General features: G+C 70.0%; 23 protein-coding genes and 2 rRNA genes (1 of these 25 running past the window's edge). 12 read left to right on the top strand and 13 right to left on the bottom strand.

The features are described from left to right. Position 1: 1 nt before the first annotated feature. A complete protein-coding gene (locus tag AB5J51_RS22005; protein ID WP_030157116.1) occupies positions 2 to 622 on the bottom strand; it encodes a DUF47 domain-containing protein in 621 nt (206 codons plus the stop codon). Positions 623 to 829: 207 nt separating this feature from the next. On the opposite strand from AB5J51_RS22005, the gene AB5J51_RS22000 reads away from it, so the two are divergent. Then, positions 830 to 1,168, top strand: a complete 339-nt coding sequence (locus tag AB5J51_RS22000; RefSeq protein WP_030300899.1) for a metal-sensitive transcriptional regulator — start codon at positions 830 to 832, stop codon at positions 1,166 to 1,168. A gap of 27 nt (positions 1,169 to 1,195) precedes the next feature. Here the strand turns inward: AB5J51_RS22000 and AB5J51_RS21995 are convergent, their stop codons facing one another. Continuing rightward, positions 1,196 to 1,348 carry a hypothetical protein gene (locus AB5J51_RS21995; RefSeq protein WP_165937309.1) on the bottom strand — a complete coding sequence of 51 codons (153 nt, stop codon included), beginning with the start codon at positions 1,346 to 1,348 and terminating at the stop codon, positions 1,196 to 1,198. Between the two features lie 162 nt (positions 1,349 to 1,510). Further along, positions 1,511 to 2,344, bottom strand: a complete 834-nt coding sequence (locus AB5J51_RS21990) for a hypothetical protein (protein ID WP_053787914.1) — start codon at positions 2,342 to 2,344, stop codon at positions 1,511 to 1,513. 132 nt (positions 2,345 to 2,476) lie between these two features. Here AB5J51_RS21990 and AB5J51_RS21985 point away from each other — a divergent pair, with 132 nt between their 5' ends. Together AB5J51_RS21985 and AB5J51_RS21980 are read left to right on the top strand one after the other, a co-directional pair. Beyond that, positions 2,477 to 2,686 carry a hypothetical protein gene (locus tag AB5J51_RS21985; protein WP_053787915.1) on the top strand — a complete coding sequence of 70 codons (210 nt, stop codon included), beginning with the start codon at positions 2,477 to 2,479 and terminating at the stop codon, positions 2,684 to 2,686. Positions 2,687 to 2,783: 97 nt separating this feature from the next. Next, positions 2,784 to 3,017, top strand: a complete 234-nt coding sequence (locus AB5J51_RS21980) for a hypothetical protein (protein ID WP_369778438.1) — start codon at positions 2,784 to 2,786, stop codon at positions 3,015 to 3,017. A gap of 111 nt (positions 3,018 to 3,128) precedes the next feature. On the opposite strand, the gene AB5J51_RS21975 is transcribed toward AB5J51_RS21980, so the two are convergent. The 5 genes from AB5J51_RS21975 to AB5J51_RS21955 all read right to left on the bottom strand — a co-directional run bounded on the left by AB5J51_RS21975 (position 3,129) and on the right by AB5J51_RS21955 (position 8,423). Continuing rightward, the gene (locus AB5J51_RS21975) at positions 3,129 to 3,845 is read right to left on the bottom strand and encodes a phosphatase PAP2 family protein (protein WP_053787917.1); all 717 of its coding nucleotides are present in this window, start codon (positions 3,843 to 3,845) and stop codon (positions 3,129 to 3,131) included. A gap of 213 nt (positions 3,846 to 4,058) precedes the next feature. Then, positions 4,059 to 5,066 (bottom strand): bifunctional lytic transglycosylase/C40 family peptidase, encoded by a 1,008-nt coding sequence (locus tag AB5J51_RS21970; protein WP_136225808.1) that lies wholly within the window; start codon positions 5,064 to 5,066, stop codon positions 4,059 to 4,061. Positions 5,067 to 5,142: 76 nt separating this feature from the next. After that, on the bottom strand, positions 5,143 to 6,807 hold the full coding sequence (locus tag AB5J51_RS21965) for a serine/threonine-protein kinase (protein WP_369778436.1): 1,665 nt from the start codon (positions 6,805 to 6,807) through the stop codon (positions 5,143 to 5,145). Between the two features lie 129 nt (positions 6,808 to 6,936). Further along, positions 6,937 to 7,731 carry a thioesterase family protein gene (locus tag AB5J51_RS21960; protein WP_053787930.1) on the bottom strand — a complete coding sequence of 265 codons (795 nt, stop codon included), beginning with the start codon at positions 7,729 to 7,731 and terminating at the stop codon, positions 6,937 to 6,939. Between the two features lie 83 nt (positions 7,732 to 7,814). After that, the gene (locus AB5J51_RS21955; RefSeq protein ID WP_369778434.1) at positions 7,815 to 8,423 is read right to left on the bottom strand and encodes a LysE family translocator; all 609 of its coding nucleotides are present in this window, start codon (positions 8,421 to 8,423) and stop codon (positions 7,815 to 7,817) included. A 63-nt stretch (positions 8,424 to 8,486) separates the two neighbouring features. Between AB5J51_RS21955 and AB5J51_RS21950 the strand changes: the two genes are divergently transcribed. Both AB5J51_RS21950 and AB5J51_RS21945 read left to right on the top strand, forming a co-directional pair. Then, on the top strand, positions 8,487 to 9,005 hold the full coding sequence (locus AB5J51_RS21950; RefSeq protein WP_369778433.1) for a GNAT family N-acetyltransferase: 519 nt from the start codon (positions 8,487 to 8,489) through the stop codon (positions 9,003 to 9,005). Between the two features lie 10 nt (positions 9,006 to 9,015). Continuing rightward, complete coding sequence (locus AB5J51_RS21945; RefSeq protein ID WP_369778431.1) at positions 9,016 to 9,879, top strand: pentapeptide repeat-containing protein; 864 nt, start codon at positions 9,016 to 9,018, stop codon at positions 9,877 to 9,879. A 50-nt stretch (positions 9,880 to 9,929) separates the two neighbouring features. Here the strand turns inward: AB5J51_RS21945 and AB5J51_RS21940 are convergent, their stop codons facing one another. Together AB5J51_RS21940 and AB5J51_RS21935 are read right to left on the bottom strand one after the other, a co-directional pair. Next, a complete protein-coding gene (locus AB5J51_RS21940; RefSeq protein WP_030300919.1) occupies positions 9,930 to 10,340 on the bottom strand; it encodes a hypothetical protein in 411 nt (136 codons plus the stop codon). A gap of 35 nt (positions 10,341 to 10,375) precedes the next feature. After that, on the bottom strand, positions 10,376 to 10,657 hold the full coding sequence (locus tag AB5J51_RS21935) for a hypothetical protein (protein ID WP_369778430.1): 282 nt from the start codon (positions 10,655 to 10,657) through the stop codon (positions 10,376 to 10,378). Between the two features lie 782 nt (positions 10,658 to 11,439). Here AB5J51_RS21935 and AB5J51_RS21930 point away from each other — a divergent pair. The 6 genes from AB5J51_RS21930 (at position 11,440) to AB5J51_RS21905 (ending at position 18,541) form a co-directional block, all read left to right on the top strand. Further along, positions 11,440 to 11,748, top strand: coding sequence for a hypothetical protein (locus AB5J51_RS21930; protein WP_008742356.1), 309 nt, complete (start codon positions 11,440 to 11,442; stop codon positions 11,746 to 11,748). Positions 11,749 to 11,827: 79 nt separating this feature from the next. Continuing rightward, positions 11,828 to 12,661 carry a hypothetical protein gene (locus AB5J51_RS21925; RefSeq protein WP_369778429.1) on the top strand — a complete coding sequence of 278 codons (834 nt, stop codon included), beginning with the start codon at positions 11,828 to 11,830 and terminating at the stop codon, positions 12,659 to 12,661. After that, complete coding sequence (locus tag AB5J51_RS21920) at positions 12,651 to 13,985, top strand: hypothetical protein (RefSeq protein WP_369778428.1); 1,335 nt, start codon at positions 12,651 to 12,653, stop codon at positions 13,983 to 13,985. Before AB5J51_RS21925 ends, AB5J51_RS21920 begins: the two co-directional genes overlap by 11 nt. Further along, positions 13,982 to 15,544, top strand: a complete 1,563-nt coding sequence (locus AB5J51_RS21915; protein ID WP_369778427.1) for an SCO6880 family protein — start codon at positions 13,982 to 13,984, stop codon at positions 15,542 to 15,544. The genes AB5J51_RS21920 and AB5J51_RS21915 overlap by 4 nt, the downstream gene beginning before the upstream one ends. 19 nt (positions 15,545 to 15,563) lie before the next feature. Continuing rightward, positions 15,564 to 16,982 carry an ATP-binding protein gene (locus AB5J51_RS21910; protein WP_053784974.1) on the top strand — a complete coding sequence of 473 codons (1,419 nt, stop codon included), beginning with the start codon at positions 15,564 to 15,566 and terminating at the stop codon, positions 16,980 to 16,982. Next, the gene (locus AB5J51_RS21905) at positions 16,982 to 18,541 is read left to right on the top strand and encodes a type VI secretion protein (RefSeq protein WP_369778426.1); all 1,560 of its coding nucleotides are present in this window, start codon (positions 16,982 to 16,984) and stop codon (positions 18,539 to 18,541) included. Before AB5J51_RS21910 ends, AB5J51_RS21905 begins: the two co-directional genes overlap by 1 nt. A 74-nt stretch (positions 18,542 to 18,615) precedes the next feature. Here AB5J51_RS21905 and AB5J51_RS21900 read toward each other — a convergent pair whose 3' ends face one another. After that, positions 18,616 to 19,170: a GNAT family N-acetyltransferase gene (locus AB5J51_RS21900; protein WP_133897604.1), complete on the bottom strand. Its 555-nt coding sequence runs from the start codon at positions 19,168 to 19,170 to the stop codon at positions 18,616 to 18,618. Positions 19,171 to 19,210: 40 nt separating this feature from the next. Between AB5J51_RS21900 and AB5J51_RS21895 the strand changes: the two genes are divergently transcribed. Beyond that, on the top strand, positions 19,211 to 20,032 hold the full coding sequence (locus tag AB5J51_RS21895; protein ID WP_053784977.1) for a DUF3626 domain-containing protein: 822 nt from the start codon (positions 19,211 to 19,213) through the stop codon (positions 20,030 to 20,032). Between the two features lie 49 nt (positions 20,033 to 20,081). Here AB5J51_RS21895 and rrf read toward each other — a convergent pair. Both rrf and AB5J51_RS21885 read right to left on the bottom strand, forming a co-directional pair. Beyond that, positions 20,082 to 20,198, bottom strand: a 5S ribosomal RNA gene (rrf, locus tag AB5J51_RS21890). A gap of 76 nt (positions 20,199 to 20,274) precedes the next feature. Further along, a 23S ribosomal RNA gene (locus tag AB5J51_RS21885) occupies positions 20,275 to 22,439 on the bottom strand (it continues 959 nt past the right edge of the window).

Here is a 22,439-nt window from a genome sequence, read left to right as displayed (position 1 = left end):
TTCAGGACTCCTTGACCGCGATGGTCTCCACCGTGTTCGCGACGTGCTCGAACGCGTCGGCCGCCTCTTCGAGCACGTCGACGATCTGCTTGAGCTTCAGCACCTCGATGGCGTCGTACTTGCCGTTGAAGAGCTGGGCGAGCAGCTTGCGGTGGATCTGGTCGGCCTGGTTCTCGAGGCGGTTGACCTCGATCCAGTACTCGGTCAGGTTGTCCATCGTCCGCAGGTGCGGCATGGCCTCGGCGGTCAGCTCGGCCGCCCGCGCCAGCACCTCGATCTGCTGCTCGACACCCTTGGGGAGCTCCTCGACCTGGTAGAGGACGACCAGGTCGACGGCCTCCTCCATGAAGTCCATGATGTCGTCGAGCGACGACGCCAGGTTGTAGATGTCCTCGCGGTCGAACGGCGTGATGAAGGAGGAGTTCAGCTGGTGGAAGATCGCGTGAGTGGCGTCGTCCCCCGCGTGCTCGGCTGCCCGCATCCGCTCCGCGATCTCGGCCCGGGCGGAGGAGTCCGCTCCGAGGAGTTCCATAAGGAGCTTGGAGCCCGTGACGATGTTGTCCGCGGATGCGGCGAACATGTCGTAGAAGCTCGTCTCCCTGGGGGTCAGACGAAATCGCACGTGAGGTCCTCGGGGTGCATTGGATTCGGTCAGGCTGATGCTAGGCGCATCCCCCGGCCACGGCTAACCGGCGGTTCCGGGCGGTTCCCCAGTGTCCTCCATCAGGCAGAGTGAGGACCACGGGCCCCTGCCCCTTCGCCCGGGGCCCGGTACCCTATACCCATGAGGGGTATGCACACCCCTCAGGTCCGGACCACGGGAGGACGCATGACTGCCATCGAGGCGGAAGGCTCCGGAGCCGACGTCGCCGCCACCGCCGGCGCGGTGCACGGCTACCACCACCAGAAGGACGAGCACCTCAAGCGGCTGCGCCGGATCGAGGGTCAGATCCGGGGTCTGCAGCGGCTCGTCGACGAGGACGTCTACTGCATCGACATACTCACCCAGGTCTCGGCGAGCACGAAGGCCCTCCAGTCCTTCGCGCTCCAGCTGCTCGAGGAGCACCTGCGGCACTGCGTCGCCGACGCGGCCGTCAAGGGCGGGGACGAGATCGACGCCAAGGTCGAGGAAGCGACGAAGGCCATCGCGCGCCTGCTGCGCACCTGAGCCCGCCGGCCCGCGCTGCGGATGCGGCTACAGTCCGAGACCCATCAGGACCTCGTCGATCCGGTCCTGGCTGAGCCGCTCCTCGTCCGCCGCGGAGGCCGCGATGATCAGTTCGCCGCACAGCTCGATCTCGGCGAGCGCCACGTGGTCCTGCACCGTCGTACCGCCAGCGGGAGTCACGCGTGTCACCTCAATCTGCCGTCATCGGTCATCGGGCCATCGGTCGTCGGCGCTCGATTTCTCAGCGTAGGGAGGACGGGGCGCTGTGCGCATGACACGGATGGACCATTTCCGGATACCGGGCCATGGCCCGATCGCGCCGCCCCGGGACCGTCCGGCCGGCTATTCGGCGATCTTCCCGGCGTAAATGTCCCCGCTCGCGGGCAATACGACGGTCACCGGCGTCCCGAACCCGTAGAGCAGCGTGGTGGAGGAGACATCGATCACGCCATTGTTGACGTAGGTGAAACGGTGCCGGACCTTCCGCACCCGGCCCTCCTCGTCGAGATAGACGTCGAAGGGGACCGCGTCCTTGCTGAACCCTTTCGCTGCCGCCTCCAGCGCCCCGCGGACCGCCGGTGAGGCGCTCTTCGCGGCCTGCCCGATGTCGGTGGTCCCGCGGTAGTGCCGCACCTTCGTGCCCGCCACCTCGGTCTCGCCCACGTACGTCGCCTCCTGTACGCCGCGCAGCAGCTCGGCGGCGGCCAGCGGATCGGTGGCCCCGCCCGTGACGAGGTTGCCGTCGGCGAGGGTCGTCGTGTCGACGCGGACCCACTTGTCGGCGGGCACGCCCGCGCCCCGGTTCTTCATGTAGAGGGCGCCGGGTACGAGCAGCTCGGTGATGGGCCGGTGCTCGTCCTTGCCGGCCGCGTCGGCCGGGAGCATCACCAGGAGTTGGCCCATCCGATTCTTGAAGTCGACCCCGCCCTCGCCGCGGATCGTGACCCGGGTCCCGCCGGTGGCCATCTCCATCGCCGTACGGGCCTGCGCGCTGCCGGTCTTCGCCAGCACGTCGGCGGCTCCCCGGACGGTCGCGGCCGGGTCGGCGGCGGGCCGGTCGTCGGCCTGGTCCGGGCCACCGCACCCGCTCATCGCGGCCACGGTCAGGGCCATGCCGAAGGCGAGCACCGCCCCACCCGCACGCCCGCGCCGCCGCCTGTGCTGGTGCACCACCATCGCCTGCCAACCCCCAACGCGTGACCGCTGTTTGCCCGAGGCCCCCACCCGCTCCGGTTAACGAGGTCCGGGGTTTCCCGTCACGGGCCGCCGCGGTCCCGGGCCCGTGCCGGACCCAGGTACCGTGGTGGTGTGGATCCGCACACCAAGGCGTCGCTCGTCCCTCCGCTTGAAGCCGTGCCGCTCCCCCGCACCACCGAGCGGCCACCCGCCGGGCACACCACGAGCACCGCCGAGCGCGGTTCGTTCTGCCTGGCCCTCTGCACCTGCGGCTGGAGAGGCCCGGCCCGCCGCTCCCGCGACCTGGCCCGCAAGGACGCGGACCGGCACACCTCGGGCTAGGGGGTCGGGGGAAGGTCCGGGGGTCTTCGGGTCTTCTTGATCGCCCGTTCGGACGGCCCGGCTGGCCGAGGCCCGCGGGAGCGGATGCCCTGGAACCATGCCAGGACCCGCACCCCGCGTCGCCGCCCTCCTCTGGGCCCTGCTCATCACCCTCACGCCCGCCACCGTCGCCTCGGCACGCCCGACGGGCTCGTCCGACGGCCCGGCCGACGTGGCCCTGGCCATCGGGGCGACCACCACCGCGTCCGTGGCCACCGGCCTGTGGCTGCGCTCCCGCTACCGACGCGAGGGCGCCCCGGAGGGCCACGGCGCGGAGGGCGGCGACCCGTGACGCCCCGCCTCCGCCCGAGAGCGGTCCGGCTGTGCTTCGGCGGAGCGGGGCTGTGCCTGCTGGCGGCCGTACTGATCTCCCTATGGGACGCGTACGGCCGACCCTGAACAGCTACGCCGCGAGGTCCTTCTCGTGCGTGAGGCAGCCCGGCGGCGGGGTCTGGGGCTGGGCGAGGTCCACCGGGCGGGGCAGGGCGCGGCGCTTGGCGCGGACCAGCCGGCAGGCGCGCGGGGCGCGGGCCACCGCCCGCACGAGCGGGTTCAGCAGCGCCATCGCGAGCGGCGCGAGCACCAGCACGACGGCGGTGCCGAGCGCGAAGCCGCCGATGACGTCGGTCGGGTAGTGGACCCCGAGGTACACGCGGCAGACGCCCTCTGCGAGGGCCAGACCGATCCCGATGAGCCCGAGCCTGCGGTTCGCGATGAACAGGCCGACGCCCAGGGCCATCGCGAGGGCGGCGTGACCGCTGACGAAGGAGAAGTCGCCCGCGCCGGCGTACGGTGCGAGCACGTCCAGGCCGCTGTGCTCGGCGAACGGCCTCGGCCGCCCGACGAAGGCGCGCAGCGGGACGTTCACGAGGAGCGCGAGCGCGGCGGCGATCGGGGCCCACACCAGCGCGGCGAACGACTCGGCGGCCGTGGACTCTTCCTGCCGGCGCGCACCGTGCCAGCACCACAGGACGAGGAGCACCAGGGCCAGCGGGATCCCGTACGCGCTGACGAGACCGACGGCCCGGTCGACCCCGTCCGGGGCGTGCCGGGCCAGCCCGTTGATGTCGTACAGCAGGCTGACGTCCACGTTCGGCCCACTACTTGTGAGTCCAGCCATGGCGATGCGGCCCCTTGCCCTTGCTCGGTTCCCCTCGGGCGCACCCCTGTGTGCGCCCCTGAACCCCCCCGTTGATCAAGCCTGCGTCCATGGAACGCCCGTTCTGAACGCCACGTTCCACTCTCCACCGAATGATCACGGCAACGTTATCGAAGAGTGACTCATCGTCGCAGCTCAGGGCCTTGGGTTGACGCAGCGTGGCGAACGGGGCAGCTAGGGGGACTTGGCGTCGGCGGTGCGGTCGGGAAGGGCCTCGGCCCCGTCCTTGGTGACACGCGTCGCGCCGAAGTAGTCGGGGGTGTCGATCTTGTCGAAGCGGATCACAGCGCCCGTGTACGGGGCGTTGATCATGAATCCACCGCCCACGTAGAGGCCGACGTGCCGGATCTCCCGAGAGTTCGTCAGATCATCGGAGAAGAACACCAGGTCACCGGGCAGCAGTTCGCCGCGCGCGGGATGCGGCCCGGCGTTGTACTGGTCGTTGGCGACGCGCGGCAGCTCGATCCCCACCGATTCGTACGCCGCCTTGGTCAGCCCCGAGCAGTCGAACCGCCCGTCCTGGTCCGGCGTGCCGTTGCCGCCCCACAGGTACGGGGTCCCCAACTGCTTCTGCGCGAAGTAGATGGCCCCGGCGGCCTGCTGCGAGGGCGCGACCCGCCCGACCGGCCGCTCGAAGCTCTTCGCGAGGGTCGTGATGGTCTTCACGTACCCCTGGGTCTCCTTGTACGGGGGCACCCCGCCGTACTTGATGACCGCGTACGCCCCCGCGTTGTAGGCCGCGAGCATGTTGCCCGTCGGGTCCCCGGGCACCCCCGCCACGTCCTTGGCCAGCTCGCAGTCGTACGAAGCGGCCGAGGGGATCGCATCGTTGGGGTCCCAGATGTCGCGGTCGCCGTCACCGTCCCCGTCGATGCCGTGACCGGCCCACGTGCCCGGGATGAACTGCGCGATGCCGCGGGCGTCGGCCGGGCTGACGGCGCTCGGATTCCAGCCGCTCTCCGAGTACAGCTGGGCGGCCAGCAGCGCAGGCGTCATGGCCGGGCACAGCGCCCCCCACTTCTGCACCAGGTTCTGGTACTTCGCGGGTACGGCCCCCTTGGCCAGCCCGAGCACCCGGCCCCCGGCCCCGGCACCCACCATGCCGGCCGCGGCGGAGTACGTACCCACCACGATCAGCACGAGGAAGCTCAGACAGAGCCCGATCCCGATCCCACTCGCCATCCAGAATCTGCGCACCCGTCAACACTCCCCCATCCCCGTCGCTTTAACGTGTGAATCGCCCGTGTCGTCGGAAGCACTACCCCACTCGGAAGCCCGTGCAGAGGATGCTTGCGTACTTCGTAGGGTCATCCTCGACGTGGTAGAAGACCACCGTCCAGTCCCCCGGGTCGTTGGCCAGGGGCACGCCGGGGTACGTCTTGCCGTTCACGTGCTCCGCGAAGTCGTCCGGGTACTTGAGCGTCAGGAACTCGCCCGTCTTCCACTTGCCGTAGATGTCGACGGGCTTGCTGGTGAAGCCCACGGCCCGGTTGTCCATGGGGAAGGGCTTGCCGGTGGACGGGTCGAGGTCGTGCGGGGACCTGACCGCCACCGACACGTAGTACGGATCGGGTTTGGTCTCGCTGTTCTCCGCATACTTGATGCGCATGCTGATGTTCACGGACTTCCCCGAGACCTCGGCGCCGGCCTGCATGTCCGCACCGGGCGGCTTCTGCTCCGGCCCCAGGTTGCACGCGCCGGTGCCGTGCGCGGCGCGCTCCGGGTCGGTGGAGGGCAGCCAGAAGTAGTGCGAGATCCGGTTGCCCTCGATGTACTCGGCAGGGGGCTTGCCGGCGCTCTGGGACACCGAGGGCGCGGCGCCGCCCGCACCCGGCGTCTGCCCGGGCGTACCCGTGACACCCGCCGCACCGTCCTTGCCCCGGCTCCCCTCGCCGTTCCCGTCGAACGGGGCCAGCTTCCAGGCCGCCAGCGACAGGGCCGCGGCCACCGCCACGGCCGCCACCCACACGCCCGTCCGCCCACGCCGCGGCGGGATCCGGGCCGTGTGCTGCGTCGGCGTGTAGCCGTACGGCAGGCCCGGCCCCTGCGTCCGCATCTCGTGCACCGGTACGGCCTCGCCCAGCGCGCCCAGCCCCACGTACACGGGATCGTCGATCAGCGCGTCCCGTACCCCGCACCGGCCGATGACCTCGGGCAGGGCCGGCCGGGCCGCCGGGTCCTTCGCCACGCACGCCTCGATCAGGGCCGCCAGCCCCGGCTCCACCCCGGCCACGTCGACCGGCTCGTGCACCGCCCGGTAGCTCACGCTCGGCGCGGCGCCCGTGCCGAACGGCGGCCGCCCGGTCGCCGCGTACGCGAGCGTCGCGCCCAGCGCGAAGACGTCCGCTGCGGCCCCCGCCTCGGCCCCGAGCAGCACCTCGGGCGCGGTGTACCCCGGGGTCCCCGGGGCCTGGCCGTCCTGGGTGAGGGCCGTCTCGCCCACGCCGCGCGCGATGCCGAAGTCGATGAGCTGCGGGCCCTGCGCGCCCAGGATGACGTTCTGCGGTTTGAGGTCCCGGTGCGTCACCCCGTACGCATGGACGCTCGCCAGCCCCTCCGCGAGGGCCGCGAACAGCCGGCGGCAGGTGTCCGCGGGCAAACCGCCGCGCTCCGCCACGGCATGACCGAGCGTCGGACCCGCCACGTACTCCGTGGCCAGCCAGAACGGCGGCGCCGCCAGCGAGGCGTCGATCAGGTTCGCCGTGTACGCCGACCGCACCGCGCGCACGGTCTCGGCCTCACGCCGGAACCGGGCCAGGGCCTCGGGGTGGCCGGTGATCTCGTCCCGGATCACCTTCACGGCGACCAGACGCCCGCCCGGCGAGCGCCCGAGGTACACCTGCCCCATCCCTCCGGCACCGAGCCGGGCCAGCAGCGCGTGCGCCCCGATCCGGGCGGGGTCGAGGTCTCTCAGGGGCTCCATTGACCCGAGCCTGCCACACCGACTGCCGTGCCACGGAACCGGGTTGACCGGGAAGGCCGCCGCGCCCGCGCCACTCCGAGCGCGCCGCTGGGATCGCGGCGCCAGGAGCGCGGTGCCAGGAGCGCGGTGCTAGGAGCGCGGTGCGACGAACAGGCTCTGCGCGCTCCGCCCGATCGGCCCCTTCTCGTCGTGCAGCCGGGCGTCGGCGAGCCCGATCCCGCCCGCGTCCACACTCGTACGGGCCTCCACACAGGCCCACTCGCCCACCGGGTGGCGGTGCAGGTGCACGGTCAGGTCGCCGTTGATGAACACGTACCGCCCGAAGTCCATGACCGAGCTGATCCCGTTGCCCGAGTCGGCGGCGATCAGGACCCGGTCCAGCGGCCTGGTCTCCTCCCCGGCGACGAGCGGCACCTTCATCCGCATCCAGCACGTGCCGGGGCCCAGCTCCACGAACGCGCCCTCGGTGAACCGGGTCTCCATCGCCGAGTGGTAGCCGGTCTCCCACGGCACCGGGAAGAACGGCGTCACCTCCACCTCCCCGGGCGGCGGCAGCTGCGGCCCCGGGGCCACCCCGGGCACGGCCTCCTCGGCCACCCGGATCCGCAGCGCCCGCGCGAGCATCACCGGCGCGGCCCCGGCCGGGGCGAGGGCGGCCTCGACCACCTCCGTGCTGCGGCCGGCCCGGAGCACCGACGTGGTGATCTCCAGCGGGCCGATCGGCACCGGCCGCAGGATCTCGTACGTGATCCTCGCGATCCGCATGTCCGCGCGGGCGCCCTCCCGCTCCTCCACGGCCCGGCCGAGCAGCGCCGCCGGCGGCCCGGCATGCTGCGAGCCGGGGTCCCACGGCCCCCGCGTGTACTCGGTGGCCAGGAACCGCCCGGCATCGACCCGTTCGAAGAACGCCTCGGAGATCGCCATGCCCGGCACGCTACCGACAGGTAACCCGCCCCGCCAGGCCTTCACCGAACAACGGGCCCCGGCCGGAACACCGGCGCGGGACCTCAGCGGGCGAAGCCCAGCCCGACCCCGAGCCCCACCAGCACCGAGCCGATCGCCCGGTTCAGCTCCTTCTGCGCCTTCAGCATCCGGTCGCGCAGCCGGGAGTTCGAGAAGAACAGCGCGACCGCACCGAACCAGCCCAGGTGCGCCGCCGACATGAACAGCCCGTACCCGGCCTGCTGCCAGACCGGCGTGTCCGGGTTGACGACCTGCGTGAACGTCGACACCACGAACAGCGTGGTCTTCGGGTTGAGCACGTTGGTCAGGAACCCGGACCGCAGCGCACCCACCCGGGTCAGCTCCGGCTTGGACTCCAGGTCCACGCTCAGCTCGGCCCGCGCCCGGAAGGTCCGGATCCCGATCCACACCAGGTACGCGGCACCCGCCAGCTTGATCGCCGTGAACAGGGCCGTGGAGGAGGCGATCAGGAGACCGACCCCGAGCATCGTGTACGAGACGTGCACCAGCACGCCGGCCGCGACACCGGCCGCCGCGAAGAGCCCGGTGGGCCGCCCGTACAGATAGCTGTTCCGGACGACCATCGCGAAATCGGCGCCGGGACTGATCACGGCGAGGAGGGTGATGACGGCAACTGCGATCACTTCTGTCATGTACGGATGCTCACCGCACCGGCCCCCGCGATCAACCGGGTTCCGCACACGAATACTCGAGACATGAACACGACGCCTTCCTCACCCTCGGCGGCGCCCGCGCCCCTCTCGCTGCGCCCGTTCCGCCCCGCTGACGACGCCCCGGCCCTCCGCCGCTGGATCACCACCCGGGCCGAGCTCGTCACCTGGGCGGGGCCGGCCTTCACCTGGCCGCTGGACGACGCCCAGCTCACCGCCTACGCCGCCGAGCCGGACCGCCACACCTGGACCGCGGTCTCCCCCGACGGACGCCCCCTCGGCCACATCTCCGTACGCGGCACCCGCCTGGGCCGCGTACTGATCGCCCCCGAGGCACGCGGCCAGGGCCTCGGCGAGACCCTCCTCACACTCGCCGTCGCCCGCGCCTTCGACGAGCTGGGCCTGCCCTCGCTCGACCTCGGCGTCTACACCCACAACACCGCGGCCGTACGCCTCTACGAGAAGCTCGGCTTCCGCACCGAGCAGGTACTGAAGGACGTGGAGGAGGTCGACGGCGTCCTCTGGTCGGCCCTCCAGATGCGGCTCACCGCCCCCGACCGGTGACAATGAAGGGGTGTCCGCAACTCCCGCCACGCCCGCCACGCCCGCCGTCCCCGCCGGGGCCGCCCTCCCGGCCCTCCCCGTCCTGCAGGCAGACTGCTCGAACTGCTTCGCGCTCTGCTGCGTCGCCCTGCCCTTCGCCAAGTCCAACGACTTCGCGGTGAACAAGGCCGCCGGAACGCCCTGCAAGAACCTCCAGCAGGACTTCCGCTGCGGCATCCACACCCGGCTGCGCGACAAGGGCTTCCAGGGCTGCACCGTCTTCGACTGCTTCGGCGCGGGCCAGCAGGTCTCCCAGGTGACCTTCGGCGGCCGGGACTGGCGTACGCACCCCGGCACGGCCGCCCGGATGTACGAGGTCTTCCCCGTCCTGCGGCAGCTGCACGAACTGCTCTTCTACGTCACCGCGGCGCTCGCCCTCCCGGCTGCCGCCCCGGTCCACGCGGACCTGAACCGCGCGCTGGCCGAGACCACGCAGTGGACCGCCGCCGACGCGGACGCCCTCACCGCCCTGGACGTGGGCGACCTGCGCGGGCGCATCAACACGCTCCTCCTGCGCGCCAGCGAGCTGGCCCGCGCCAAGGCCCCGGCCCGCAAGAAGAACCACCGCGGCGCCGACCTGATGGGCGCCCGCCTCGCAGGCGCGGACCTCCGCGGCGCCAACCTCCGCGGCGCCTACCTCATCGCCGCGAACCTCAACGGCGCAGACCTCCGCCTGGCGGACCTGATCGGCGCGGACTTCCGCGACGCCGACCTGCGCGGGGCGGACCTCCGCGACACCCTCTTCCTGACCCAGCCCCAGCTCAGCGCAGCCCGCGGCGACGCCAGGACCAAGATCCCCCCGACGCTGGCCCGCCCCGCGCACTGGCCCGCGTAACCCGCCCCCGGGAACCCGGACTCACCCCCCGGGCTCCGCCGGCCCGGGGCTCAGCCGCCGATCGCCCCCAGCCTGGCCTCGACCCGCCCGCGCAGCAGTTGGTACTCCTCCCAGCGCCGCGGCAGCCGCCCCTGCGGCCGCGGCCCCATCAGCCGCCCCTCCGTCACCACCTGGCCCCGGCGGAACTGCTCCCGCGTCAGATCCACCTGTATCCCCCCGGGGAGCACGTTCCACGTATGGAACCCCTGCTGCTCCCCCTCGAGCCAGACCTCCCCGACCATCAGCCCTCCCCCCATCAGGTCCTGCACCACCAGCGAAGTGATGTCGCAGTGCCCCCAGGCAGGGTTGTCGGCCGTCCAGGGCGCCCGCTCGACGTCATCGGGCGAACAGGTCTCGGCCGACCAACCCGCCCGGATGGCCGCTTCGATGTCCTTCAGGGTCCACGGAGTCGCAGTCGTCATCAGTCCACTGTGCCGCGCCCCACTGACAACGGCCCTCAGGGCCTGATGATGGCCGTCCACCCCGACGGACAGGTGAGCGCGCCCGTCCCCGTGTACGTGCAGTGGTTCTCGAACACGTCGCCCTGGGTCGTCAGCACCTTCACGAACACCGTGGCTCCCACGGTGTTGACCGACACCCCGCACGCGTTCCGCGGATGCCCCGGGTTCAGCGCCGTGGTGAGGTCCCGCCAGGTGTACGCGCCGACCGGCGCCGTGTCGCGCACACCGAGGAACGTCCTGCCCCGGTGCAGGACGGCACTGAACTCCAGGTCGCTCACTCCCGGGGCCGTGTCGATGTCCTGGCAGGGTCCCTGCGGCCCGCGCGGCCCGGGCGGACCCGCCGGCCCTCGGTCACCCTTCGGCCCCCGGTCACCCTTCGGCCCCCGGTCACCCTTGGGCCCGTGGGGCCCCTGGGGCCCCCGATCGCCCTTGGCCCCGGCACACGAACTGGCAGGCGCCGCCCTGCCGGCCTGCGGGGCCGGCAGCGTTCTCGCATGCGGCTCCGGACACCTGCCGCCCCAGCCGGGCGCCACCACCACGGCCGTCCCCCCGGCAGCCGCCGCCGGGACCGAGGCGCCCATGAACGCGACCGCCAGCGAAACCGCGCATCCGCCGGCCAGCCACGCACGCCGAGCGGCCTTCACTGCGGAACCCATCCGTCACTCCTTGCGTCGTCCTGTCGAACGGCCTGGAGCATCTCCCGCAACACGCCGAAGCGATGGAACGACTGACGGAATGTCGGACGAACGTCAACGGCTCGGCCCAACGACACGCCCGCACACTGCGCCGAACGGCGGCCACCCGAGCGGCCCCCCGCAAGCCGAGAGGGCAATCATTGCCCGGGGTCACCCCCCGTGATACACAGAGTGACCATACGTTCTTTCGGATGCCCGCCGCCCGTGCCCAGGTCAGAGCGCGCGAGCGGGCCAAGGGCCGGGAGATCGGGTAAAGAGAGCCGTCAAGTCGACGTACGACGACGGTTTCATCAGCGAAGATAGTACGTGACCCCTGCCGTCGGGCACGGGCGACCGGAACTACCCATACAGGGGCGGTGAGTTACATGATCCTGGCAGCCGAAAAGGGCGACATCACCACCATCATCGGCGGAATCGCCCCGAACTGGGGGCCGTTCGGCAGTCTCGGCAACGAAGCGAAGGTCATGATCGAGGTGGTCATGGCCGTTGCGATCCTCCTCTGCCTCGGCATCGCCATCTGGGGCGCGGCCAAGCAGCGCATCGGCGCGACCGCCCTGCGCGACACGTTCAGCGCGGAACAAGGCAAGGGCCTGATCGTCGCCGGCCTCACCGGAGTCTTCATCATCGGCTCCCTCGGCACCCTCTTCACCATCGTCTACGGAATGGCCGTCTAGCCGGGCCGCCCACCGGCTGCCGGACCTGATGAGGACTCACCACACCACCGTCGTACGACGCAGAGGGGGCGGACACGGAATGAGCAACGAAGACCAGTACGGCGGTGGCGACGGCTACGGCGAGATCGGCGGCACGGGCCAGACCCGCACCCGCCTCCCCGACGCCCCCTCGGACCCGTACGGCACCCCCCGACGCACCCCCCGCGCCTCCCGGGGCCTGGTCACGGTGGTCGGCGTGGTGGTCCTCCTGATCGCCGCGATCGCGTTCGCGAACCAGTCGGGCGACACCCCCACCACCCCCTCGGCAGACACCCCCCCTGCCCCCGCCTCCACCCAGGCCACAGGCACCCGCCCGGTGGACGGCAAGAACGGCGGCATCCCGAAGGGCTTCGCGCACGACGAACAGGGAGCCCAATCGGCCGCCGCCAACTACGCGGTCGCGCTTGTTTCCGCGGACATCCTGAAACCACAGGTGCGGCGCCAGATCGTCCGCCAGGTCTTCGTAGCGGACAAGGTGTCCGAGCTCGAGACCAGACTTGATCAGGCCTACGGCAAGACGTTCCTGGACCAGGCCGGACTGGACGCCAACGGAAATGCGGCGCAGGGCCTGACATACATCTCTCGGACCGTTCCGGTCGGCACCAAGACGACCAAGTACTCCGACACGACCACGTCCATCGATGTGTGGTGCACAGGCGTATTCGGCACTGCAGGCGTCGGCTCCACCAACCCGGTCAGCAACGACTGGTTCACCATGACGCTGACTCTCCGCTGGGCGGAGAACGACTGGAAGGTCGAAAGCTTCGCCCAGAAGGACGGGCCGGCCCCGGTCCACACGGACCGCACGGCCTCCACGGCCGAGGAGATCGCAAAGGCTGCAACGGAGTTCGGAGGGTTCACCTATGCCCGGTAGCCGCACCCTCCGCGTCACCGGGGCCCTGGCCGCTGCACAGGCGACAGTTGTGCTCCTGTCGGCCCGCGCCTCCGCAGCCCCCACCCCACCGACGTCCCCGTCCCCGTCCCCATCGGCCTCGCAGCCCAATGACAACCGGTGCGACCTGATCGTGGGCCCGGCCAAGGACTACTGCGAGCGCGGCAGCGGCGCCACCGGCGGAGCCCCCCGCACGGGCTTGGCGCCCAGCGACCCGGCCGACGCCCTCAACCCCCTCGCCTCCCTGGCCAAGGGCTGCGCCGACGCCGCCGCCTGGATCGTCACCGAGCTCAGCAAAGCGATCAACGGCTCCGCCAACGTCGACTTCACCAACGGCGCCTTCCTCAAGCAGTACGCCATCGTCTTCGCCGCCTCCACCATCCTCACACTCGTCCTCTGGCTCTTCGCCGTCGCCAAGCGCGCCATCCGCGGCGTCCCCCTCACCACCGCCATCTCCGAAGCCGTCGGCTTCCTCTGGCTCACCGTCCTCGCCTCCGCCTTCACCCCCCTGATCCTCTACACCGTCGTCTCCGCCACCGACGGCGTCACAGAAGTCATCGCCTCGGCGAGCGGCGGCCAGACCGACGTCTTCTTCGGCTCCTTCATCGAGGCCCTCAAGAAGGGCGACTCCATCGGCGGCGGCCCGATCATGCTGATCGTCGTCTCCCTCGTCACCGTCCTCGCCGCCGGCGTCCTCTTCCTCGAGCTCTTCATCCGGGCCGCCCTCCTCTACGTCGGCGCCCTCCTCGGCGTCGTCGTCTACGCGGGGCTCGTCGACCGGAACCTCTGGGGCCACGTCCGCCGCTGGGCCGGCATCATGATCGCCGTCATCCTCGTGAAGCCGGTCATCGTCATCGTCCTCGGCCTCGCCGGAGCCCTCGCCGGCGAGAAGGGCCCCAATGCCTTCTCCGCCGTCGTCTCCGGCCTCGCCATCATCCTCCTGGCGATCTTCGCGTCCGCGATGATCTACCGCTTCGTCCCCGGCTTCGGCGACGAGATCGCCTCCGCCCGCGCGGGCCGCAGCAAGGCCACCGACGGCGCCCAGGCCGCCGCCGTCATCAGCTCCCCGGCCTCCCTCGTCTCCCAGGGCATCAAGACGCACAGCAGCCGCGGCGCCCACCGCGGAGGCGGTGACGGCGGCGGCTCCGGCGCCCCCCGCCCCGCCAACCCCCTCTCCGGAGGCGTGGCCGCCCACAGCAGCCGCCCCACCTCCGGCGGCGGGGCCGGCGGCGGATCCGTCCCCTCCGCCGCACCCCCGCCCCGCACGAGCTCGAGTACGAGGAACACAGGAGGTGACGGGCGTTGACGACCCAGTCACACCAGCTGCACCCGGTCACGCCCCGCCGCACGTATCTCATCGGCCGGGCCCGGCCGAACGCGATCGTCGGCAAGAACCGCGAAAGCGGCGAGATCGCCCTGATCATCGCCGGCGCGTTCCTCGGCATGATGAGCGGCCTGCTCGTCCCCGAACTCACCCTGCGCATCGTCACCCTCGCCGGGTTCCCCATGCTCGCGCTCGCCGCCGTGTACGTCCCGTACAAGGGCCGCACCTTCTACAAGTGGTTCGAGATCAACCGCAGCTACAAGCGCACCCTGCGCCGCGGTACGACCTACCGCTCCGGCGCCATGGAAGCCGGCGTCCGCGCCGCCGACGGCCGCGAGGTCGAGGTCGGCCCGCCCCCCGGCATCGGCCGGATCAACTGGCTCGCCGCCCCCTTCGGCCCCGACGAGATCGCCGTCCTCCTCCACGCCGACCGCAGAACCGTCACCGCTGCCATCGAGATCGAAGGCCCCGGCGTCGGCCTGCGCGACAGCGAGGACCAGGAAGCCCTCGTCGACCGCTTCGGCACCCTCCTCAAGCACGTGGCCAACGGCGACGGCTTCGTCACCCGCCTCCAGATGCTCGCCCGTACGCTCCCCGCGGACCCGGACGCCCACGCCAAGGACGTCGCCCAGCGCGGCGACACCCACGCCCCCGTCTGGCTGCGCGACTCGTACGACCAGCTCCAGTCGATGGTCTCCACCTCCTCCGAGCAGCACCGCGCGTACCTCGTCGCCTGCATGCACTACACGCGCGAACTCGCCGCCGAGGCCCACACCATCGCCCGCGCCGGCACCCCCCACAAGGGCCGCAAGCTCGACCGCGACGCCGGCCTCGCCATCGTCATGGCCCGCGAGCTCACCGACATCTGCGCCCGCCTCGCCGAGGCCGACATCCGCGTCCGCCAGCCCCTGGGCCAGGGCCGCCTCGCCTCCCTCGTGCACTCCATGTACGACCCGGACCACGCCATCGACCACATCCAGGCCATGACCAAGCGCAACGCCTGGCCGGCCGAACTCGACGCGGTGGAACCCACGTACCTGCAGGCCAAGACCCGCGAGTCCTCCACCCGCGCCCCCTGGTGCCACGCCACGGCCTGGGTGAAGGAATGGCCGATGACCCCGGTCGGCGTCAACTTCCTCGCGCCCCTCCTCGTCCACACCCCGGACGTGATCCGCACCGTCGCCGTCACCATGGATCTGGAGCCCACCGAGGTGGCCATCGAGCGCATGCTCACCGAGAAGACCAACGACGAGGCCGACGCCAGCCGCGCCGCCAAGATGAACCGGACCGTCGACCCCCGCGACATCGCCGCCCACGGCCGGCTAGACCAAAGAGGTGAAGATCTCGCCAGCGGTGCGGCAGGAGTCAACCTGGTCGGGTACATCACGGTGTCGTCGCGATCGCCGGAGGCCCTCGCCCGGGACAAGCGCACCATCCGCGCCTCGGCGGGCAAGTCGTACCTGAAGCTCGAATGGTGTGACCGCGAGCACCACCGCGCCTTCGTCAACACCCTGCCGTTCGCCACCGGCATCCGACGCTAGCTGGAGGGAAGTGCCGCCCATGCGAGATCCCATGTCCGCTCTGACGGACGCCTTCACCAGCTTCCTGTTCGGCAAGGTCGAGACCACGCGCCTGCCCGTACGCACCTCCACCGGGCAGGCGCAGGCCGTCTACCTGCCCACCGCCGCCCCCGGCCTCGGCGACTCCGGCGTCATCATCGGCCGCGAGGTCTACAGCGGCAAGGGCTACATCTACGACCCCTTCCAGCTGTACGGGCAGCAGCTCCCGGCCCCGCACTGGCTGGTCCTCGGCGAGTCCGGCAACGGCAAGTCCGCCCTGGAGAAGACGTACGTACTGCGCCAGCTCCGCTTCCGGGACCGCCAGGTCGTCGTCCTCGACGCCCAAGGCGAGGACGGCGTCGGCGAGTGGAACCTGATCGCCCAGCAGCTGGGGATAACCCCCATCCGCCTGGACCCCATCGCCGCCAACGACGACGGGATCCGCCTCAACCCCCTCGACCCGGCGATCACGACGACCGGCCAGCTCGCGCTGCTCCGGACCATCATCGAAGTCGCCATGGGCCACGGCCTCGACGAACGCTCCGGCTTCGCCCTCAAGGTCGCGCACGCGTACGTCGTCGACGCCATCCGCGACCGCCAGCCGGTCCTCACGGACATCGTGGAACAGCTCCGCCACCCGGAGGCCGAGTCCGCGGAGGCCATGAACGTCGACATAGACGATGTCCGCGCCTGGGGCCTCGACGTCGCCCTCGTCCTCGACCGCCTGGTCGACGGCGACCTCCGCGGCATGTTCGACGGCCCCACCACGGTGGGCATCGACCTCGACGCCCCCCTCATCGTCTTCGACCTGTCCCACATCGACCGCAACTCGATCGCCATGCCGATCCTGATGGCGATCGTGGGCGTCTGGCTGGAACACACCTGGATCCGCCCCGACCGCAAGAAGCGCATCTTCCTGGTCGAGGAAGCCTGGCACATCATCAACAGCCCGTTCGTGGCCCAGCTGTTCCAGCGCCTCCTCAAGTTCGGCCGCCGCCTCGGCCTGTCCTTCGTAGCCGTCGTCCACCACCTCTCGGACGTCGTCGACGGCGCGGCCGCCCGCGAGGCCGCGGCCATCCTCAAGATGGCCTCGACCCGCACGATCTACGCCCAGAAGGCGGACGAGGCCCGAGCGACGGGCCGGGTCCTGGGCCTGCCCCGCTGGGCGGTGGAGATCATCCCGACCCTCACTCCCGGCATCGCGGTCTGGGACGTCAACGGCAACGTCCAGGTGGTCAAACACCTGATCACCGAGGCGGAACGCCCCCTCGTCTACACGGACCGCGCCATGACGGAATCCTCACCCCAGCCCCAGCTCCCCGACGACCTGCTGGCAGCCGAACTGGAGGCGGAGGAAAGAGCCCTCCTGATGGAACGCCACCGCAACGGCGGCCCGGGCTCGGCAACAACGGTGGCGTAATGCACGACGAACGGAACGGAAAACCGGGCGGCATCCCGGACGCCCTCCTCCTCGCCCTCCTCGCCTTCCTCCTGGGGCTGGCGGCCCTCGTCTGGACCTCCACGGGCCTGGCCGCGCTCTTCTCGAAGGGCGCCTGGCCGTCCACGGTGACGTTCACCCGCACCCCCGGCGCGGTCCGCGCCCTGATAACCCAACCGCACGACGTCCCAGGAGCCTGGCCCGACACGGACCCCTCGGCCCTCTCCGGTTGGGGCCTGTTCTGGGGCCTCTTCATCAGCCAACTCCTGGTGCTCTTCGTCCTGACGGTCTTCGCCATGGGCATCATCGCCCGCACGAAATCCCGCCGAGCCAACCCGGCCGGGGCACCCGTCCCAGCCGGAGCACCCGTCCCAGCCGGGACGCCCATCCCAGCCGGGGGTCACCACCCGGCCCAGCAGCCCCTTCCGGCCGGGGCGGCCCATCCAGTCCCGCCGGCGTTCGAGGCGCACGGGTCCAGGGGCAGCGCCCCCGGCAACTCCCGCCCGGCGACCCCGACCCCGCTCCCCGACCCGACCCCGCTGCCCATCCAAGCCGGGCCGGCCGATCCGGCGCCGCCGGCGTTCGAGGCGCAGGGGCCCAGGGGCAGCGCCCCCGGCAACTCCCGCGCCACCCTGACCTACGCCGCTCCCCCGGAGCGCCACCACCTGGCCACCGAAGCCCTGGCTGCAGCCCCCGGCGCGGCCCTGGTCCTCACCTCCTCCCCCGCCCTCTGGGCAGAGACGAAGGACGCCCGCGCCAAACTCGGCCCGGTCCTCCTCTACGACCCCTCGCACCTCTGCGACACCCCGGCCCGCATGCACTGGAACCCCGCCGATGCCTGCGCCGACCGCGACACCGCCGCCGCCCGCGCCACCGCGCTCCTGTCCCCCGTACGCCCGCAGGCCCGCATGGACGCAGCCGTCGCCGACACCGCGGAAACGCTCCTGCGCAGCTGGCTCCAGGCCGCCGCCCTCGACGACCGCCCGTTCAAGCAGCTGCACCGCTGGGCCCAGGGCAACAACGCCCAGGACCCGGTCCGCATCCTCCGTACCCACCCCCAGGCCGCCCCCGGCTCCGCCGGCGAACTCGAGAGCGCCCTCACCGCGCACCCCGAACGCCGCGAGCAGGCCCAGAACCTGACGGCCCGTGCCCTCTCCTGCCTCACGTCCATCCACATCCGCGAGGCCTGCAACCCGAACCGAACAGATGCACTCACCCTCGCATCGTTCGTGAGCGAAGGGGGCACCCTCTACATGGTGGGAGAACCGCTGGAAGACCCCCGCACCCACCCGGGTGCGATGCCCCTGCTCACCGCACTCGCCGCGAGCGTGGTCGAGCACGGCCGCCGCATGGCCGCACGGTCATCCCACGGCCGGCTCGACCCACCACTCACGCTGGTCCTCGAGGACGTCGCGGCCGTGGCCCCGATCCCCCAGCTCCCCGAGCTGCTCCAGGACGGGACCCTCCCCCTGCTCGCCCTGTGCCGCAGCCGCGAACAGGCCCGCGCCCGCTGGCCGGAGGCAGCTGCGCTCCAGTACTAGGGGGTGTCGTCAAAGTCCCGTCTGGCCGGCGGCCCCGCCCTTACGGGCGGACGACGCTACTTTGACGACACCCCCTAGGGACGCGGCAGCACGTACTCGAACTCCTTGGCCCCCGGATCCGCCGGCACCGGCACGACCTCCCCGCTCGCCCGGAACCCGAACCGCCGGTAGAACGCCCCGGCCCGCTCGTTGTCCTCGTGCACGAAGAGCCGTACGCGCTCCAGCGCCGGCCCCTCCAGCGACCAGGCCCAGTCCAGCGCGGCCGCGAACAGGCCGTCGGTCACCCCGGTACCCCGCTGCTCCGGCCGTACGAACACACCCACGACATGCCCCTGGGTCTGCTCGACGACCCGCTCGAAGAAGTCGCTGGTCCCGCCCTCCTCGACCAGGACGGTCACCGACCCGACCCACCGCCCGTCCGGAGCCTCGGCCACGAACTGCCGCGCCCGCCGCCCGTGCGAAGCCCCCTGCGCCCGGTCCTGCCAGAACTCATCGGGCCTGGCCTCCGCTTCGGCCAGGGTCTCCAGGAAGGCCACCGGCGCCGCCGGATCCCGCAAAGCGGCGATCCGCAACTCCTTGACCTTCTCCCATTCGTCGCCCCGCACCGCGCGCATCACATACTGATCCATAATCGCGGATCCAATCACAGGACTGATGCACACTGCATCCATGAATCCACACGTCCGGGCCCTCCGCCACGTCACCGATCTCGCGTCGGGCCCCCCACTGGACCCGACCCTCACGGTGACGCTCAACTTCCACCCGGACCGCGTCTTCGGCGACCGCCCGATCCTCACCGCGCTCGCCGAGGACGGCGTGTACCGCTCGCAATTCGTCACGGGCACCAGCAACGGCGGCCTCACCGCCCATGCAGGCGGAGCCCGCTGGCACTGGGAGAGCCGCATCTTCGCAGGCGCCTACGACGACGCGCCGGCCGAATCCCGCCCCGTCTACGGCGCCTTGAACCACCGCCGCCGCCCGGTCGGCGCCGCACCCCGCTTCGGCTCCGCGCACTTCCGCCTCACGGCGGAGGTCCTGCCCCGGACCACGTTCTGCTACCCGGACAGCTACCTCGAGCCCGAATCCTTCGGCGTCGCGGACCGCATGTCCCTGATCGCCCTCGCGGAGGCCGACGACCAAGACGCCCTGGACGACTACGTCGAGGCCCAGATCCACGCCCCCGTCCGGCTCGACCGTGACGTCGCCGCGCTCGTACTGGACCCCAGCCATCGGGGCACCGAGGTCGAGGCGGCAGCCGAGAAGCTCCCCTGCGCGCTCGAATGGCACGCCGGCTTCCACCTCACCGTCGAAGAACTCCGCCGCCACCCCGACTACCGCGGCCAGGCGTACGTCGACCTCGGCGAGGCCATCGCCGTGGCGGGCAACCTGACCCCCCGCATCCTCGGCGAGGCGGCCCGCACCGGCCGGTACGACGAACAGGCGCTGAAGCGTGTCTGGCATTACCTGGCCCGTTTCGGCCAATGCCCGTAAACGCAGAAAAGCCCCGCACCATAAGGTGCGGGGCTTTCCCACAATGATTGTTCGGCGGCGTCCTACTCTCCCACAGGGTCCCCCCTGCAGTACCATCGGCGCTGAAAGGCTTAGCTTCCGGGTTCGGAATGTAACCGGGCGTTTCCCTAACGCTATGACCACCGAAACACTATGAAATTTGAACGCTGGCATGAACACAGCTGTTCGTTATTTCAGAACTAACACAGTGGACGCGAGCAACTGAGGACAAGCCCTCGGCCTATTAGTACCAGTCAGCTCCACCCGTTACCGGGCTTCCACATCTGGCCTATCAACCCAGTCGTCTACTGGGAGCCTTACCCTCTCAAGGAGGTGGGAATACTCATCTTGAAGCAGGCTTCCCGCTTAGATGCTTTCAGCGGTTATCCCTCCCGAACGTAGCCAACCAGCCATGCCCTTGGCAGGACAACTGGCACACCAGAGGTTCGTCCGTCCCGGTCCTCTCGTACTAGGGACAGCCCTTCTCAATATTCCTACGCGCACAGCGGATAGGGACCGAACTGTCTCACGACGTTCTAAACCCAGCTCGCGTACCGCTTTAATGGGCGAACAGCCCAACCCTTGGGACCGACTCCAGCCCCAGGATGCGACGAGCCGACATCGAGGTGCCAAACCATCCCGTCGATATGGACTCTTGGGGAAGATCAGCCTGTTATCCCCGGGGTACCTTTTATCCGTTGAGCGACGGCGCTTCCACAAGCCACCGCCGGATCACTAGTCCCGACTTTCGTCCCTGCTCGACCCGTCGGTCTCACAGTCAAGCTCCCTTGTGCACTTACACTCAACACCTGATTGCCAACCAGGCTGAGGGAACCTTTGGGCGCCTCCGTTACCCTTTGGGAGGCAACCGCCCCAGTTAAACTACCCATCAGACACTGTCCCTGATCCGGATCACGGACCGAGGTTAGACATCCAGCACGACCAGAGTGGTATTTCAACGGCGACTCCACCCCAACTGGCGTTGGGGTTTCAAAGTCTCCCACCTATCCTACACAAGCCGAACCGAACACCAATATCAAACTGTAGTAAAGGTCCCGGGGTCTTTCCGTCCTGCTGCGCGAAACGAGCATCTTTACTCGTAGTGCAATTTCACCGGGCCTATGGTTGAGACAGTCGAGAAGTCGTTACGCCATTCGTGCAGGTCGGAACTTACCCGACAAGGAATTTCGCTACCTTAGGATGGTTATAGTTACCACCGCCGTTTACTGGCGCTTAAGTTCTCAGCTTCGCACGCCCGAAAGCGCACTAACCGGTCCCCTTAACGTTCCAGCACCGGGCAGGCGTCAGTCCGTATACATCGCCTTACGGCTTCGCACGGACCTGTGTTTTTAGTAAACAGTCGCTTCTCGCTGGTCTCTGCGGCCACCCCCAGCTCACGGAGCAAGTCCGATCACCAGTGATGGCCCCCCTTCTCCCGAAGTTACGGGGGCATTTTGCCGAGTTCCTTAACCATAGTTCACCCGAACGCCTCGGTATTCTCTACCTGACCACCTGAGTCGGTTTAGGGTACGGGCCGCCATGAAACTCGCTAGAGGCTTTTCTCGACAGCATAGGATCATCCACTTCACCACAATCGGCTCGGCATCAGGTCTCAGCCTTATATGAGGGACGGATTTGCCTACCCCTCGGCCTACACCCTTACCCCGGGACAACCACCGCCCGGGCTGGACTACCTTCCTGCGTCACCCCATCGCTTACCTACTACAAGTCTGGTTCGTCGGCTCCACCACTTTCCTTTCCCCGAAGGGTCCGGAACGGCTTCACGGACTTAGCATCGCCTGATTCGATATTGGGCGTTTCAAAGCGGGTACCGGAATATCAACCGGTTGTCCATCGACTACGCCTGTCGGCCTCGCCTTAGGTCCCGACTTACCCTGGGCAGATCAGCTTGACCCAGGAACCCTTAGTCAATCGGCGCACACGTTTCTCACGTGTGTATCGCTACTCATGCCTGCATTCTCACTCGTGAACCGTCCACAACTAGCTTCCGCTGCTGCTTCACCCGGCACACGACGCTCCCCTACCCATCACAGCAGGCGTTGGCCCTATTGCTGCAATGACACGACTTCGGCGGTACGCTTGAGCCCCGCTACATTGTCGGCGCGGAATCACTTGACCAGTGAGCTATTACGCACTCTTTCAAGGGTGGCTGCTTCTAAGCCAACCTCCTGGTTGTCTCTGCGACTCCACATCCTTTCCCACTTAGCGTACGCTTAGGGGCCTTAGTCGATGCTCTGGGCTGTTTCCCTCTCGACCATGGAGCTTATCCCCCACAGTCTCACTGCCGTGCTCTCACTTACCGGCATTCGGAGTTTGGCTAAGGTCAGTAACCCGGTAGGGCCCATCGCCTATCCAGTGCTCTACCTCC

The organism is Streptomyces sp. R33, assembly GCF_041200175.1.
Classification (GTDB): Bacteria; Actinomycetota; Actinomycetes; order Streptomycetales; family Streptomycetaceae; genus Streptomyces; species Streptomyces katrae_B.
Note: the sequence above shows the minus strand (reverse complement) of the source record. Positions and strands in the feature narration are given on the sequence as shown.